The organism is Streptomyces sp. SP18BB07, from assembly GCF_036322545.1.
Classification (GTDB): Bacteria; Actinomycetota; Actinomycetes; order Streptomycetales; family Streptomycetaceae; genus Streptomyces; species Streptomyces deccanensis.
Map to the genome: position 1 here is coordinate 22,536 of NZ_JAQYWT010000250.1, position 15,385 is coordinate 37,920.

The 15,385-nt window shown below is 72.3% G+C and carries 12 protein-coding genes; 5 read left to right on the top strand and 7 right to left on the bottom strand.

The annotated features are described in order from the left end of the window. Window positions 1-31: 31 nt before the first annotated feature. Together PUR53_RS09800 and PUR53_RS09805 are read right to left on the bottom strand one after the other, a co-directional pair. The gene (locus tag PUR53_RS09800; RefSeq protein ID WP_329908011.1) at window positions 32-982 is read right to left on the bottom strand and encodes a polysaccharide deacetylase family protein; all 951 of its coding nucleotides are present in this window, start codon (window positions 980-982) and stop codon (window positions 32-34) included. A 35-nt stretch (window positions 983-1,017) separates the two neighbouring features. After that, window positions 1,018-2,073: a polysaccharide deacetylase family protein gene (locus PUR53_RS09805; protein ID WP_329908013.1), complete on the bottom strand. Its 1,056-nt coding sequence runs from the start codon at window positions 2,071-2,073 to the stop codon at window positions 1,018-1,020. Between the two features lie 131 nt (window positions 2,074-2,204). Here PUR53_RS09805 and PUR53_RS09810 point away from each other — a divergent pair, with 131 nt between their 5' ends. Then, window positions 2,205-3,401: a class I SAM-dependent methyltransferase gene (locus tag PUR53_RS09810; RefSeq protein ID WP_329908015.1), complete on the top strand. Its 1,197-nt coding sequence runs from the start codon at window positions 2,205-2,207 to the stop codon at window positions 3,399-3,401. Window positions 3,402-4,037: 636 nt separating this feature from the next. On the opposite strand, the gene PUR53_RS09815 is transcribed toward PUR53_RS09810, so the two are convergent. The 5 genes from PUR53_RS09815 to PUR53_RS09835 all read right to left on the bottom strand — a co-directional run bounded on the left by PUR53_RS09815 (window position 4,038) and on the right by PUR53_RS09835 (window position 9,727). Then, window positions 4,038-5,315 (bottom strand): RNA polymerase sigma factor, encoded by a 1,278-nt coding sequence (locus PUR53_RS09815; RefSeq protein WP_329908016.1) that lies wholly within the window; start codon window positions 5,313-5,315, stop codon window positions 4,038-4,040. 57 nt (window positions 5,316-5,372) lie between these two features. Beyond that, window positions 5,373-5,729, bottom strand: a complete 357-nt coding sequence (locus PUR53_RS09820; protein WP_329898589.1) for a YciI family protein — start codon at window positions 5,727-5,729, stop codon at window positions 5,373-5,375. A gap of 194 nt (window positions 5,730-5,923) precedes the next feature. Continuing rightward, window positions 5,924-7,000 carry an LCP family protein gene (locus PUR53_RS09825; protein WP_329898588.1) on the bottom strand — a complete coding sequence of 359 codons (1,077 nt, stop codon included), beginning with the start codon at window positions 6,998-7,000 and terminating at the stop codon, window positions 5,924-5,926. 123 nt (window positions 7,001-7,123) lie between these two features. Further along, the gene (locus tag PUR53_RS09830; RefSeq protein WP_329908017.1) at window positions 7,124-8,470 is read right to left on the bottom strand and encodes an endo-1,4-beta-xylanase; all 1,347 of its coding nucleotides are present in this window, start codon (window positions 8,468-8,470) and stop codon (window positions 7,124-7,126) included. Between the two features lie 189 nt (window positions 8,471-8,659). After that, the gene (locus tag PUR53_RS09835; protein ID WP_329898586.1) at window positions 8,660-9,727 is read right to left on the bottom strand and encodes a LacI family DNA-binding transcriptional regulator; all 1,068 of its coding nucleotides are present in this window, start codon (window positions 9,725-9,727) and stop codon (window positions 8,660-8,662) included. A 105-nt stretch (window positions 9,728-9,832) separates the two neighbouring features. Between PUR53_RS09835 and PUR53_RS09840 the strand changes: the two genes are divergently transcribed. Genes PUR53_RS09840 through PUR53_RS09855 form a run of 4 tightly spaced genes read left to right on the top strand, consistent with a single transcriptional unit; the run spans window position 9,833 to window position 15,385 of the window. Beyond that, entirely contained in the window at window positions 9,833-11,194 is a 1,362-nt protein-coding gene (locus PUR53_RS09840; protein ID WP_329908018.1) for an ABC transporter substrate-binding protein, read from the top strand. After that, window positions 11,191-12,108, top strand: coding sequence for a carbohydrate ABC transporter permease (locus PUR53_RS09845; protein WP_329908020.1), 918 nt, complete (start codon window positions 11,191-11,193; stop codon window positions 12,106-12,108). Before PUR53_RS09840 ends, PUR53_RS09845 begins: the two co-directional genes overlap by 4 nt. Before the next feature lie 9 nt (window positions 12,109-12,117). Beyond that, entirely contained in the window at window positions 12,118-13,023 is a 906-nt protein-coding gene (locus tag PUR53_RS09850; RefSeq protein ID WP_329898583.1) for a carbohydrate ABC transporter permease, read from the top strand. 58 nt (window positions 13,024-13,081) lie between these two features. Then, window positions 13,082-15,385 carry a glycoside hydrolase family 3 N-terminal domain-containing protein gene (locus PUR53_RS09855; protein WP_329908021.1) on the top strand — a complete coding sequence of 768 codons (2,304 nt, stop codon included), beginning with the start codon at window positions 13,082-13,084 and terminating at the stop codon, window positions 15,383-15,385.

The following is a 15,385-nucleotide window of genomic DNA, read 5'->3' on the forward strand; positions in this document are numbered from 1 at the left end:
GACTGCTAATCGAGCGGGTTGCGGCGGGGCGTCAGAGGTAGTCCTCCAGGCGGCCGACGGTCAGTCCCTGCTCCTGGACGCGGCGCAGCAGCCGGGTCGTCATCTCCGTGAGGGTGGTGCCTTGCAGCTGATCCGGGCCCCGGAAACCGGCGAGGACGATGTCGCCGGGGCGGAGGCGGTCGCCGACGGCGTAGCGCAGGTCGTGGATCTGCATGGACGCGCGCCACAGGACGACCGCGGAGAGGCCGCAGTCGGCGGCGGCGCGGAGCGTGGTGGTGTCGTGGACGCCGTAGGGCGGGCGGAAGAGGGTCGGCCGGACGCCGAAGCGCTGCTTGAGCTTGTTCTGCTGGCCGCAGATCTCGGCGCGCTGTCCGGCGTACGGCAGGCCGCGCAGGGCGGTGTGGTCGAGCGTGTGGTTCTGCACGGTCGCGCCGACGGCCCGCAGCCGCGCGAAGTGCCCGTATCCCGGGCCCACGACGCTGTCCGTCAGGAACATGCTCACCGGCAGCCGCAACTCACGCACCATGTCGACGAACCGGGGGTCCCGCTCGGCCCCGTCGTCGTAGGTGAGGAAGACGACCTTGTCCCGGGTGGGGACGCGATCGACGACGGGCAGCAGCCCCGGTGCGGCCGCGCGGGGGGCCGACGACCGGTCGGGGGGCTGCGGCGCGGCGGCGAGGGGGGCGTCCAGGCCCCAGCGGCGGTGAGGGGGCACTGAGGGGTGGGGGAGCGAGCGGGCGGGGGCGTGTGCGCCAGGGTGAGGGGTGGTGGGGGTGGGGATCGCGGGAGTGGGCTTGGCGGGGGCGTGTGCGCCGGAGCGCGAGACGGAGAGACGGGGGTTCGCCGATCCGCCCGCGCCGGGGTCGGGGGCTGTGGGGGCGGTCGCGCAGCCGGCCAGGAGCAGTGCGGCGAGAGCGGCGAGAGCGGCCAGGGTGCGGGCCGCCGGCGGGCGGGCCGGTGGGAGGCGTGCTCCCCGGCGCATCCTTCGGTGTGCCCCGCGCCCCTCCCCGTCGGCCCTCACAGGTAGTCCTCCAGCCTCGCCACCGCGTACCCCTCGGCGGTGATCAGGTTCAGGAAGCGGCGGATCATGTCGGGCATGGTGCCCTTCCAGTCGGACGGGCCCCGGAAGTGGCTGAGGACGATGTCGCCGGGGCGGAGTTCGCGGTCCGACTCGCGGTAGTCCCAGCGGTCGACGAAGACCTCCTCGTTCCACAGGGGGACAGCCTCGACGCCGCAGGTCGCGGCGGCGCGGAGGGTGTCCCGGTCGTAGCTGCCGTACGGCGGCCGGAAGAGGGTGGGCCGGGTCCCGTACCGCATCTCGAGCACGTCCTGCATCCCGCAGATCTCCCGCTTCTGGGCGGCGTAGGAGAGCGCGGGCAGATGCCGGTGGCGGAGGGTGTGGTTGTGGAGGGCGACGCCACGGTCCCGCATCCGCTCGAAGTAGCCGTAGTCCTCCTTGATCAGGTAGTCGCTGAGGAAGGCGGTGTACGGGATCCGCAGGTCGGTCATCATCCGCAGGAACGCGGGGTCCTTCTCGGCGCCGTCGTCGATGGTGAGGAAGACGACCTTGTGACGGGTGGGGACGGTGGTGAAGACCGGGGGAAGGCTGTCCTCGACATGGCCGTCGACCTCGAATCCCTTGCGGGTCCTGAGCTCCGGCTTCCGCGCCGGCGGCGCGGGCGCGGTCAGCGGCACCTTCGCCAGCCCCCAGCGCTTCGCGGCGGCGACCCGCGCGGCGTGCGCCCGGCGCACCTTCCCGGCGTACGCGTCCAGGGCCCGGGCGGCGGGCGCGTCCAGGTGGCGCTGCCCGTGCTGCCGCGCCCCGTGCTGCCGCGCCCCGCGCTGCTGGCCATGCGCGGGCCCGGCGGTTCCGGAGGTCGCCCCGGCCTCGGCCTCGGCGCTATCTCGCCGTCCGGAGGAGCCCTGCTCCGAGGCCTTCTCGGCGTCTCCCCCGCCGCATCCCGACATCACGGCCGCGACGGCGAGGAGAGCGATGCCGCCCCGGACGCCGCCCCACCCCCTCCCGATCACCCGTTTCGCGCCCTTTACATCATTTTGTCGTACGAATCGCATGGCGCCGCATCCTCGCAGGGCGCCCCGCCTCCACCGCCCCGACACCGCCACCGTCGCCCGACCATCCACCGACTGGCCCACACCACCCTCCCCCCGGCCGCCACCCCGTCCCCCTGACCGACAATGTCCCGGTGAACGACCTCGACCCCGCCGCCTTCCTCACCCCCCTCCTCACCCCCGAGGGCCGCGCCCTCCTCGACGAAGTGCGCGACACCGAGCCCGCGCGGGAGCTGGCCGTGGCGACCCGGCTGCGCCGCGACCACCCGGCGGACCTGGTCTCGGCGGCGCTGGCGCAGGCCCGGCTGCGGCAGCGGGCGGTGGCGAAGTTCGGCGCGGCGGACGCCGAGCGGATGTTCTTCACGGCGAACGGGGTCGAGCAGTCGACCAGGACGAGCGTGGCGACGTACCGGGCCGAGTGTTTCCGGGCGCTGGGCGTGCGGTCGGTCGCCGACCTGTGCTGCGGGATCGGCGGGGACGCGATCGCGTTCGCGCGGGCCGGGATCCGGGTGCTGGCCGTCGACCGCGACCCGCTGACCGTGGCGGTGGCCCGCGCCAACGCCGACGCGCTCGGGCTCGCCGAGCTGGTCGAGGTGCGCGAGGCGGATGTGACGGAGGTGGACACGGCCGGGTACGACGCCGTGTTCGTCGACCCCGCCCGGCGTTCCTCCAAGCGCGGCCGGATCTTCGACCCGGAGGCCTACTCCCCGCCCCTGTCCTGGGCCGTGTCCGCCGCGTTGAAGGCTCCGCTCGGCGCGCTGAAGATCGCGCCCGGCATCCCGCACGAGGCGATCCCCCCGGCGGCCGAGGCCGAGTGGATCTCGGACGGCGGGGACGTGAAGGAGGCCGTGCTCTGGTTCCGCGCGGACGGGACGCCGGGGGCGCGGCGGGCGATGCTGCTGCCCGCCGAGGCCGGCATCCGCGCCACGCCCGACACGATGCTGCCCGACCCCCCGGTCCGTCCGGTGGGCCGGTACCTGTACGAGCCCGACGGCGCCGTGATCCGCGCCCACCTGGTCGCCGAGGTCGCGGAGGAGCTGGCGGGCGGGCTGATCGACCCCACGATCGCCTACGTCACCGCCGACGAGCACCATGTCACCCCGTACGCGGTGGCGTATGAGATCACCGACCGGCTGCCCTTCAACGTGAAGAAGTTGAAGGCGCTGCTGCGGGAGCGCGAGGTCGGCATCCTCACCGTGAAGAAGCGGGGGTCGGCCGTGGAGCCGGAGGAGCTGCGCAGGAAGGTCAAGCCGCAGGGCCGCAACGCGGCGACGGTCTTCCTGACCCGCGTCGCAGGCGCCCCGACGATGCTGATCGGCCACCCGGCGTAGGGGTCCCGGCTCCGCGGGGGGGCTCCGCCGGGGGTGCCGAGGGTGCCGAGGGCGCCGGGGGCGCCGGGGTGCCGGGGGCCCCAGAGGGCCGGAGGGCCCGGAGGTGCCGAGGGCCCGGAGGTGCCGAGGGCCCGGAGGTGCCGAGGGCCCGGAGGTGCCGAGGGCCCGGAGGTGCCGAGGGCCCGGAGGTGCCGAGGGGCCGGGGGGGTGCCGAGGGTGCCGGAGGCGCGGGGAGTGCCGAGGGGTGCCGGAGGCACCGGAGGCACCGGAGGGGTCAGACGGGCCGGGGAGCCGGAGGTGCCGGCGCCCGTCCGCGCCATCGCCGTTACCGGCCACGCGGCCGGCCCCGTAACCGTGGCCGGCGGCCGGCCCCGTAGGCGTGGCCGCCGTCGCGGTCCGTGGCAGCCCGTCGTGCGGCTCCCGGGCAGCGCCTCACGGCACCGCCGCGCTGCTCACCTCGCCCCGCCACGCGGGACTCGCGCCCCGCAGACGGAGCAGCCGCGCGTGGTTGCCCCGCCCGCGGCCCTCACGCGTGCATGCCCCGCCCGCGGCCCTCGGTGCGCCACCCACCCGCTCCACGTCCCGCTGCCTACCAGCCGCCCTCACCCGCCTCTCAACCGCCTTTCGTCCGCCCGTTCACTCCTCTCGCGCCCGCGCCAGCATCAGCGCCCGCTCGCGCGCGTTGTGGGTCAGGTCGGCCGCCCGTAGGAACTCCGCGCGGGCCTCCTCCGTGCGGCCCAGGCGCCGGAGCAGGTCTCCGCGCACGCTCGGCAGCAAGTGGTAGTCACGCAGGGCGGGTTCGGCGGCGAGGCTGTCCACGATCTCCAGCGCGGGGCCGGGGCCCTCGGCCATGGAGACGGCGACCGCGCGGTTCAGTTCGACCACGGGGGACGGGGCGCGGGCGGCCAGCAGGGCGTACAGCGTGGCGATCCTCGGCCAGTCCGTCTCCTCGTAGGTGTACGCCTGGGCGTGGCACGCGGCGATGGCCGCCTGGAGGGCGTACGGGCCCGGTGCCCCGCCCGCGGCGGCGGTGGCGCGACCGAGGGCGGTGAAGCCCCGGGCGATGAGGAGGCGATTCCAGCGGCGGCGGTCCTGGTCCCGCAGGAGGACCGGCTCCCCGGCGGGCCCCGTGCGGGCGGCCGCCCGCGACTCCTGGAGCTCCAGCAGGGCCACCAGGCCGTGCACCTCGGGTTCCTTGGGCATCAACTGGGCCAGGACCCGCGCCAGTCGCAGGGCGTCCTCGCAGAGCGCCGGGCGCAGCAGGTCGTCGCCCGCGGTGGCCGCGTACCCCTCGTTGAAGATCAGGTAGATGACCTCCAGGACGGAGTCGAGGCGGGCCTCGCGGTCGGGGCCGTACGGCACCTCGAAGGCGACGTTCCTCGTGGCCAGCGTGCGCTTGGCGCGGACGATGCGCTGGGCGAGCGTCGGCTCGGAGGTCAGGAAGGCGCGGGCGATCTCGGTGGTGGTCAGGCCGCCGAGGAGGCGCAGGGTGAGGGCGATGCGGGCCTCGGCGGACAGCACCGGGTGGCAGGCCGTGAAGACCAGGCGGAGCAGGTCGTCGTCGATGTCGTCCGGGTCGGACGGCTGGTCGAGGTACGGTCCCGCCGCCTCCAGGTCCCGCCCGACCTCCGCGAGCTTGCGCGCGTACCGCTCCCGGCGGCGTACGAGGTCGATCGCCCGGTGCTTGGCCGTCGCCATGAGCCAGGCGCCCGGATTGTCCGGCACCCCGTCCCTCGGCCACCGCTCCAGCGCGGCGACCAGCGCGTCCTGCGCCAACTCCTCCGCGATCCCGACGTCCCGCACGATCCGCGCGACACCGGCGATGACTCTGGGCGACTCGATCCGGAAGACGGTCTCGATGGCCGTGTCCGGGTCCGGGTCCTTGGGCGTGGGCGTGGTGGGCTGTGAGGTCACAGCCCACCATCAGACACGACGTCCCAGGCGCCCGAGAAGCGGCCTCGCCAGGCGGGCTCAGCCCTCCATGATCTCCCGCACCTCGCACGTCACCGTCCAGTACTCCTCGTGCACCTTCAGGAACCGCTTGGTCCACTCGATCGCCTCGGCCATGTCCTTGCACTGCATCAGCGCATAGCCGCCGACGACCTCCTTGGACTCGGTGAACGGCCCGTCCGTGACGGAGATCCTGCCGCCCTCCCAGTGCACGCGCGCCCCCTGCGCGGTCGGCGTCAGCCCGGCGGTGTCGAGCATGACCCCCGCCTTGGTGATCTCCTCCAGCAGCTCCCCCATCCGCTGCATCAGCTCGGGGCTGGGCCCCTCGGCGGGGGCGGTCTTCTCGTCGATCTGAACCAGCGACAGATAGCGCGGCATGGTGACTCCTACGGCATCGGCGGGCGGGGCCTGTCCCCGACTCTCACCCATGCGTCGAACGACCGCACCCCGGATCGACACGGCCGACGAACTTCTTCAGAAAAACTTTCCCGCCGCCGACCCGGCCGCTGATTCCGCCGCCGACCCCGCCGCCCATCCCGGCGTCGACCCCACCGCCCATCCCGCCGCGTCCGCTACCTCAGCGACTCCCACAGCCGGCTCGCCTCCGGCTCGTCCGCCACCACCCGGTTGCGGTCGTACGCGGCCGTGACCACCGGCATCATCACGGTCTCCGTGTCGGCCGAGGTCAGGCCCTTCAGGCTCTTGCCCAAGCTCATCAGCTCCCCCAGCGAGTCCAGGCCGGTGTCCGTCGTCAGGCTTCCGGTGATCGCGTCGGCGGCCCGGTAAAGCTGCGCGGGGTTGGTCAGGAGGTCGGTCGAGGAGATCTGGTCCAGCAGGGCCTTGACCAGTGTCTGCTGGAGACCGATGCGGCCGAGGTCGCTGCCGTCGCCGATGCCGTGGCGGGTGCGGGCCAGGGCGAGGGCCTGTTCGCCGTCCAGGTGGTGAGTGCCGGCGTCCAGGGTCAGATGGCTGTCCTCGTCGTCGATGTCCTCGTCCGTGGTGACCGTGACGCCGCCGAGGGCGTCGACGAGCTTCGCGAAGCCGGCGAAGTCGATCTCGATGTAGTGGTCCATGCGGACGTCCGTCATCGACTCGACCGTCTTGACCGCGCAGACCGGCCCGCCGACCGCGTACGCGCTGTTGAACATCACGTTGTACGCCACCGCCGTCGAACCGCCCGACTCCAGCGGGCAGGACGGGCGGGTGACGAGGGTGTCGCGGGGGATGCTGACGACCGTCGCCCCGGTGCGCCCCTCGTCGACGTGGACGACCATCGCCGTGTCCGAGCGGGCCCCGGCACCCTCGTCGCCGCCGCCGAGCTTCGCGTTCTCCTTGCCGCTGCGGGAGTCGGAGCCGAGGACGAGGATGTTCAGGGCGCCGCTCGGCAGGGCCTCGGGGGTGGCCGACGCGGACGGATCCGACGCGGAGCGCTCCGGGGTGGAACGGATCTTCGCGGGGCGGTTGTCGCCGAGGGCGGCGTCGATGTCGACGCTCGCGATGTTGTCGTTCAGCCGCCAGAACGCCCAACCCGCCCCGCCCGCCCCGACCACGAGGACCCCGGCAAGCAGGCACCCGGCGATTCTCAGCCGACGCCGCCGTCGGGCCGGGTCCCCGCTGCCGCCCCCGAACGCGCTTTCTTCACCATTCACGCACAGGAACTTACGTCCGAATTGTTACGAGCAGAACCTCATGCCGCCTTTCCTTCGGAAATTCTCAGACTTCTCAGTCCTCTGCAGTCCTCTGCAATCCTCGGGAGTACTCGGCAGCCGCTCTCAGCCCAGGGTCACCGTGGGCACCGGATTGCTCCCGCTCCAGGTTCCGTTGAAGCCGAAGCTCACCGAACCGCCGCTCGGCACGCTCCCGTTCCAGGAGGCGTTGGAGCAGCTGACGGCCGTGCCGGTCTGGACGCAGTTCGCGTTCCATGCCTGGCCGACCTGCTGCCCCGCCCCGAACGTCCAGGCGACCCGCCAGGAGGAGAGCGAGGATCCGGCGGCGCAGCTGATGGTCACCTGGCCGGTGAAGCCGGTGTTCCACTGGTTCGGGACGCTGTACGCCGCCGAGCAGCCGGTGGGTACCGGTGGCTCGGTCACCGTGCCGCCGAGCGCCGTCGCGATGCCGTAGTACGCGGGCTTCGGTGCGTAGTTCTCGTCGTACGGGGTCGCCGCGCCCTGCCCCGGGAAGGTGTCCGGGATCCAGGAGTCGGAGTCGGTGAAGCCCCAGACCGTCACGCCGGTGCAGCGGGTCACGGCGACGCAGGCCTTCACCACGGCGTCGTACTCGGTGCGCTGCTGGGCCAGCTTGGCCGCCGTGGACGGGAGTTGCATCCGGATGTCGAGTTCGGTGATGGCGACGTCCACGCCCAGGTCGGCGAAGCGCTGGATGTTCTGCTGGAGCGTGGACGGGACCTGACCGAGGATCAGGTGCGCCTGCAACCCCACCCCGTCGATCGGTACACCGCGCGCCTTCAGGTCCCTGACCAGGTTGTAGAGGGCTGTGCTCTTCGCGTTGACGCCCTCGACGTTGTAGTCGTTGATGTAGAGCTTGGCGGCCGGGTCGGCGGCGCGGGCGGCGGTCAGGGCCTGGGCGATGTAGTCGGCGCCGAGGCCGTTGTACCAGAGGGTCTGGCGGTAGGTGCCGTCCTCGTTGAACGGCTCGTTCACCACGTCCCAGGCGGCGAGGCGGCCCTTGTAGCGGCCGACTTCGAGGGCGATGTGGTCGTTCATCAGCTGGCTGAGCTGTGCGGGTGTCCAGGTGCCGTTGTCGAGCCAGCTGGGGTTCTGGCTGTGCCAGACGAGGGTGTGGCCGCGTACGTCCTGGTCGTGGGCCTCGGCGAAGTCGACGATCTGGTCGGCCTCGGTCCAGTTGAAGTTGCCCCGCGTCGGCTCCACGGAGCCCCACTTCATGGCGTTGCCGGGGGTGAGCCAGTTGAACTCCCGGCCCGCGATCTCGCCGTAGGTGCCGGTGAGTTTCGAGCCGGTCACGGCGGTGCCGATCACCTTGTTCTTGGCGGTGGCGAGGTCTCGCAGGGGTGGGTCGGCCGCGTGGGCGGCAGGGGCGGCGAGCAGGAGGGCGGCGACGGTGGCCAGGCCGGTGAGCAGGCCGCTCAGGGAGGGTCTCATTGCGGGTGCCTCCGAAAGTTTCGGTGGTGCAACCGATTGACTTCGGAGGAGTGTGGAAGGGGATGCCTCAACCGTCAATACATCAACTTCCGGACATGCGTCTGCCGAGTACGGTCCGCGGCCGGCTGTTGCGCCGTCGTGGCTTGTCGCGCAGTCCCCGCGCCCCTGAAGGGCGGCTCCGCCGGCCCTTCACGGCACGAGCGGCGGCACCCCCGTGCTGCTGCGCACCACCAGGCTCGTCGCCAGTTCCACCCTCGTCGCCGCCGAGGGAGCCCCGTCCTGGCGCCCCAGGTCCAGCACCAGGCGGGCCGCCGCCTCGGCCATCTCCATCAGGGGCTGGCGCACGGTCGTCAGCGGGGGCCCCACCCAGCGGGCCACCGGCAGGTCGTCGAAGCCGACGACGCTGAGGTCCTCCGGGATGCGCAGGCCCAGTTCGCGGGCCGCCTCGTAGAGGCCGAGGGCCTGGAGGTCGTTGCCGGCGAAGACGGCGGTCGGGCGGTCGGGGCGGCGCAGCAGTTCCAGCCCCAGCCGGTAGCCGGTCTCGTGGTGGAAGTCCCCGGCCTTGATCAGGTCGGCGGCGACCGGCAGCCCGGCGGTCTCCAGGGCGGCCCGGTAGCCGTCGACCCGGGCGCGGCTGCACATCATCCGCGAGGGTCCGCTGATGGCGCCGATGCGCCGGTGGCCGAGTTCGACCAGATGACGGGTGGCGGCCAGGCCACCCTGCCAGTTGGTGGCGCCGATCGAGGGCACGTCGTCGCCCGGGTCGCCCGCCGGGTCCATCACCACGAACGGGATGGAACGGCTGGTGAGCAGGGCACGCTGGGATTCGTCCAGCCCCGACAGGACCAGCACGACCCCGTGCGGGCGGCGGGCGGCGACCTGGTCGGCCCAGGTGCGGCCGGGGGTGAGCCGCCCCGCGCTCTCGGAGAGGACGACGCTCAGGCCCTCCTCGCGCGCGATGTTCTCCACGCCCCGGATGACCTCCATGGCCCAGGCGCTCTCCAGCTCGTGGAAGACCAGGTCGATGAGGGGGGACCGGGTCGCCTCGGCGCGTCGGCGGCGGTAGCCGTACTCGCGCAGCAGGTCCTCGACACGGGTGCGGGTCGCGGGCGCGACGTCCGCGCGGCCGTTGAGCACCTTCGAAACAGTCGGAGCCGAGACGCCGGCCTGGCGGGCGATCTCGGCGAGCGTCGCGGTCTGCGTGGAGTGCGACGCGCGTGCTCTTGTCTGGATTTCCTCGGGCTTCGCGGGCTTCATGTGCGGGATCGTATCCCTGCGCGACCCCTTGACGAACCCTTTCGACCGCCATACGTTCCCGGAACATTCGAAGTAACACCCGAAACATTCGCGAAGGGTGCTCCCATGGAGTCGAGTAGAGGCCAGGTCACCGGCGGCGCAGGCGGCCGTTCGTTCAGCAGGCGCTGGTTCCTCGGCGCGGGGTCCGCCTCGTTGCTCACCGCCGGCCTCGGGGCCGGTCTCACCGCCTGCGGCTCCGGCGGCGGCTCGGGCGGCGGTGACGGCAAGACGCTCACCGCGTTCGTGTACGGCGACGACGCGGTGAAGGTCCAGCAGGCGGGCGTCGACCGGTTCAACAAGTCGGCCGCGGCGAAGAAGGCCGGCGGCACCATCAAGCTCCAGAAGGTCCCCGGCTCCGACTACTCCCCCAAGCTCCGCACGGCCATGGGCTCCCCGAGCGCGCCGGACATCTTCTTCAACTGGGGCGGCGGCTCCATCAAGCCGTACGAGGAGGCGGACAAGCTCGTCGACCTCACCGACATCATCGAGGGCGACCCGGTCCTCAAGTCCGGCTTCCTGCCCTCGGTCCTCGCGGCCGGCGACCTGGGGGGCCGCCACTACGGCATCCCGATGCGCGGCATGCAGCCGGTGATCCTCTTCTACAACAAGTCCGTCTTCGCCGAGCACAAGCTCCAGCCACCCACCACCTGGGACCAACTGCTCGACATCAACGCCAAGTTGAAGAAGGCAAAGATCACCCCCTTCGCGCTCGGCGGCTCCGACGTCTGGCCCGAGCTGATGTGGCTGGAGTACCTGGTCGACCGGATCGGCGGCCCCGAGGTCTTCAAGCGCATCCAGGAGGGCGACGCCGAGGGCTGGGGCGACCCGGCCGTCCTCAAGGCCGCCGAACTGGTCAAGGAGCTGATCGACGACGGCGCCTTCGGCTCCAAGTTCACCTCGGTGTCGTACGTCAACGGCGGCGCCCCCGCGGTCTTCGCGCGCGGCAAGGCGGCCATGCACCTGATGGGCTCGTGGGAGTACTCCACACAGCTCGGCAAGTTCCCGGACTTCGCCAAGAGCAACCTGGGCTGGGCCGCCTTCCCGACCGTCGAGGGCGGCACCGGTGACGTCCGCAACGTCGTCGGCAACCCCACCAACTACTGGTCGATCAACGCCCGTACGAAGAACAAGGACCTCGCCGTCGGCTTCCTCAAGGACTGCGCGTCGAAGGAGTACGCGCAGGCGCTCATCGACAACGGCGACGTGCCGACCACCTCCAACGCGGCCGAGCTGCTCGCCTCCTCCCCCAACCCCGAGTACGCGAAGTTCCAGTACGACATGGTGCAGAAGGCCCCGGCCTTCACGCTCTCCTGGGACCAGGCGCTCGGCGACGGCCTCGGCACCAAGATGCACACGGAGATAGGCAAGCTGTTCGCGGGCCAGTCCTCGCCGAGCGAGTTCGTGACGGCCTGCAAGGAGCTGAAGTGACCGTCACGGTCGAGAAGACCCCGGCGCCACGGACGGGGCAGGCGCACCGGGCGGGCCGGCGTACGAGCCGCACCGGCCGCCCGCACGCCGCCTGGGCCCTGCCCGGCGTCCTCTTCTTCACCTTCTTCGCCGTCGTCCCGATGGCGCTGGCCCTCTACCTCTCCTTCACCAGCTGGGACGGCCTCGGCGACCCCCGGCCCGTGGGCCTCGACAACTGGAAGAAGCTCCTTGACGACCCCCGGATGACACAGTCCCTGTGGCTGACAGTCGTCCTCACCGTCGCCAGCTGGGTCTTCCAGACGGTCGTCGCCCTGCTCCTCGGTGTCTGGGCGGCGGGCCGGCAGCGCAACCGGGCGATCCTCTCCGCGGTCTTCTTCGTCCCGTTCCTGCTCTCCTCCACCGCCATCGCGATCCTGTTCTACGCCCTGCTCGACCCGAACTTCGGCATCATCCAGAGGGACACCCTCGGCTCGCAGGGCGGCGCGTTCCTCGCGATCGTCTTCGTCGGCGGCTGGCAGTTCATCCCCTTCCACACCCTGATCTACCAGGGCGGGGCCCGCCAGATCCCCGAGGTCCTCTACCAGGCGGCGGCCATCGACGGCGCCGGCCGCTACCGCCAGTTCTTCTCGATCACGCTCCCGCAGCTGCGCCACACGATCACCACGTCCACGGTCCTGATGGTCGTCGGCTCCCTGACGTACTTCGAGACGGTGCTGATCCTCACCAAGGGCGGCCCCGGCACGGACACCGCGATCCTGCCGTACCTGATGTACGAGGCGGGCTTCAAGACGTACGACTTCGGCTACGCCAGCGCCATCGCGTCCTTCCTGGTCATCGCCGCGACGGGCCTCTCCCTGGTCCTGGTCCGGCTGACGGGCTTCGGCGCCATGCGCAGCACCCGCGAAGGGATGTGACGGCACAAAATGTCACACGACACACTGGCGCGCCCCACGAGGACCCGGCAGCCGAACGGGGACCCGGTGACGCAGGCCCCTCGCCGCCGCAGGCACTGGACGCGGCGCGCCAACCCGGTGGCGGGCCTGGGCGCCTTCGTCTGGCTGGTCATCGTCCTGATCCCGATCTACGCGATGCTGTCGGCGTCCCTCACGGGGGCGGACAAGGCATTGACGGGCAACCCCCTCAAGCCTCCCACGGACCCGACCCTCGACAACTACAACACCGTCCTGACCAGCGGCTTCGGTCATCTCCTGAGCAACACGGCGATCGTCGCGGTGTCGGTCGTGGGCATCGTCCTGGCCCTGTCCATCCCGCTCGCGTACGCGGCCGTCCGCACCCGCGACCGCTGGTCGAACGCGGCCTTCCGCCTCTTCCTGCTGGGCGTGGCGATCCCGGCCCAGGCAGTGGTCGTCCCGTTGTATTTGTTGATCGCCAAACTCGACCTCTACGACACCCTCCTGGCCGTCATCCTCCCGACGGCGGCCTTCGCGATGCCGGTCTCGGTCCTGGTCCTGGTGGGCACCCTCCGGGACGTCTCCGAGGACCTGTACGAGGCGATGGCCCTGGACGGGGCGTCCCCGCTCCGGATGCTCTTCCAGCTGACGATCCCGCTCGCCAAGGGCGGCATCAGCACGGTCGTCATCTTCTCGGCGCTCCAGGCGTGGAACGGCTTCCTCTTCCCGCTGATCTTCACCCAGTCCGACGGCCCCCGGGTCCTCACGCTCGGACTGTTCAACTACGTCAGCCAGTTCGGCGTCAACATCCCCGCCGTGCTCGCCTCGGTCGTCCTCTCCGGCATCCCGATCTTCGCCGTCTACCTGGTGGCGCGACGGGCGCTGGTGGGCGGGTTGATGGGTGTGGGCGGCAAGTGACGTCAGCGCTTCGAGCCCGCACGGCTTCTGAAACTCACCGACCCCTGACAGGAGTTTCATGACCACCCCTTGGCGTGACCGCGCCCTGCCCGCCGCCGAGCGGGTCGAGGATCTGCTCTCCCGGATGACCCTGGAGGAGAAGACCGCCCAGCTGTACGGCGTGTGGGTGAAGGCCGACTCGAACGGCGAGGACATCGCCCCCGACGAGGAGGAGATGCGGGAGGCCTTCGACTTCGACGAGCTGATCACCCGGGGCCTCGGCCAGCTCACCCGCACCTTCGGCACGGCCCCCGTCGACCCGGCGCTGGGCGCGCGAGCACTGGCCCGCGCCCAGCGCCGCATCATGGCCGCGAACCGCTTCGGCATCCCGGCCGTCGCGCACGAGGAGTGCCTGGCCGGCTTCACGGCCTGGCGCGCCACCGCCTACCCGGTCCCCCTCGCCTGGGGCGCGACCTTCGATCCCCCGCTCGTGGAGGAGATGGCCCGGCACATCGGCCGCGACCTGGCCTCCGTCGGCATCCACCAGGGCCTGTCGCCCGTCCTGGACGTGGTCCGGGACCCGCGCTGGGGACGGGTCGAGGAGACGATCGGCGAGGACCCGTATCTGGTGGGCACCATCGGCACGGCGTACGTGCGCGGCCTGGAGTCGGCCGGGATCGTGGCCACGCTGAAGCACTTCGCCGGATACGCGGCGTCCGTCGGCGCCCGCAACCACGCGCCCGTACGGGCCGGGGTGCGGGAGTTCGCGGACGTGACCCTGCCGCCCTTCGAGATGGCCCTGCGCGAGGGCGGCGCCCGCTCGGTGATGGCGGCGTACACGGAGACGGACGGTGTTCCCGTCTCGGCGGACCCGGGACTGCTGACCGAACTCCTGCGCGACGCCTGGGGTTTCACCGGCACGGTCGTCTCCGACTACTTCGGCGTCGGCTTCCTGGAGACCAACCACCGCGTGGCCGGAAACCGCGCGGAGGCGGCCCACGCGGCCCTCGCCGCCGGCATCGACGTCGAGCTGCCCACCCTGCGCTGCTACGGCGAGCCGCTCGTGGAGGCGGTCCGCGCGGGCGAGATCCCCGAGTCCCTGGTCGACCGCGCCGCCCACCGGGTCCTGCTCCAGAAGTGCGAGCTGGGCCTGCTGGACGAGGACTGGGCCCCTGAGCCGGCCACCACCGACCGGATCGACCTGGACTCGACGGCGAACCGCGCCCTGGCCCGCCGCCTGGCCGAGGAGTCGGTGGTGCTCCTGGACAATCCGGACGCGGTCCTGCCGTTGGCGCCGGACATCCGCATCGCGGTCGTGGGCCCCCGCGCCGACGACCCCCTGGCCATGCTCGGCTGCTACTCCTTCCCCTCCCACGTCCTCCCCGCCCACCCCGGCACCCCCCTGGGCATCGAGATCCCCACGGTCCTGGACGCCCTGCGCACCGAACTCCCCGACGCGAAGATCACGTACGCGGCGGGCAGCGACGTCGACGGCGACGACACCGGCGGCTTCCCCGAGGCGGTCGCGCGGGCCTCGGAGGCGGACGTCTGCGTGGCGGTCCTCGGCGACCGGGCGGGCCTCTTCGGCCGGGGCACGTCGGGCGAGGGCTGCGACGCGGAGGACCTCCGGTTGCCGGGAGTCCAGGCGGAGTTGCTGGACACGCTGATCGCCACGGGTACGCCGGTGGTGGCGCTCCTGCTCACCGGGCGCCCGTACGCGCTGGGCCGCTGGCACGGGCGGCTGGCGGGCGTGGTCCAGGCGTTCTTCCCCGGGGAGGAGGGCGGTCCGGCGGTCGCGGGCGTGCTGTCGGGCCGTGTCTCCCCCTCCGGCCGCCTCCCGGTGAGCGTCCCGAACCGCCCCGGGGGCCAGCCGTGGACGTACCTCCAGCCGCCGCTCGGCCTGGTCGGCGGGGCGAGCAACCTCGACCCGACGCCGCTGTATCCCTTCGGGCACGGCCGCGCGTACACGACGTTCGCCTGGACGGACTTCGCGGACGAGGGTGCGGGGGATGAGGGGCACGACGTGTCGGTAACGGTCCGCAACACGGGTGACCGGGCGGGCGCGGAGGTCGTCCAGCTCTACCTGCACGACCCGGTGGCCTCGGTGACCCGCCCCGACACCCGCCTGATCGCCTACCAGCGGCTGGAGTTGGCGCCCGGGGGCGCCGCCCGCGTGCGGTTCCGCTTCCACCCCGACGTCTCGTCGTTCACGGACCGGGCGGGGCGACGTGTGGTCGAACCGGGCGCCCTGGAACTGAGGTTGGGCGCGTCGAGCGCGGACATCCGCCACCGGGTGACGCTGACGCTGGACGGCCCGGTACGCGAGGTGGGCCCAGACCGCCGCCTGCACTGCGAGACGGAGGTCAGGGCCGTGGAGAGCTGA

Bases quoted from the DNA above. Each gene is read 5' to 3' on its own strand.
- PUR53_RS09830 (WP_329908017.1), bottom strand. From the start codon at position 8,470: ATGAGACCCTCCCTGAGCGGCCTGCTCACCGGCCTGGCCACCGTCGCC.
- PUR53_RS09835 (WP_329898586.1), bottom strand. From the start codon at position 9,727: ATGAAGCCCGCGAAGCCCGAGGAAATCCAGACAAGAGCACGCGCGTCG.
- PUR53_RS09820 (WP_329898589.1), bottom strand. From the start codon at position 5,729: ATGCCGCGCTATCTGTCGCTGGTTCAGATCGACGAGAAGACCGCCCCC.
- PUR53_RS09805 (WP_329908013.1), bottom strand. From the start codon at position 2,073: ATGCGATTCGTACGACAAAATGATGTAAAGGGCGCGAAACGGGTGATC.
- PUR53_RS09850 (WP_329898583.1), top strand. From the start codon at position 12,118: ATGTCACACGACACACTGGCGCGCCCCACGAGGACCCGGCAGCCGAAC.
- PUR53_RS09855 (WP_329908021.1), top strand. From the start codon at position 13,082: ATGACCACCCCTTGGCGTGACCGCGCCCTGCCCGCCGCCGAGCGGGTC.
- PUR53_RS09800 (WP_329908011.1), bottom strand. From the start codon at position 982: ATGCGCCGGGGAGCACGCCTCCCACCGGCCCGCCCGCCGGCGGCCCGC.
- PUR53_RS09840 (WP_329908018.1), top strand. From the start codon at position 9,833: ATGGAGTCGAGTAGAGGCCAGGTCACCGGCGGCGCAGGCGGCCGTTCG.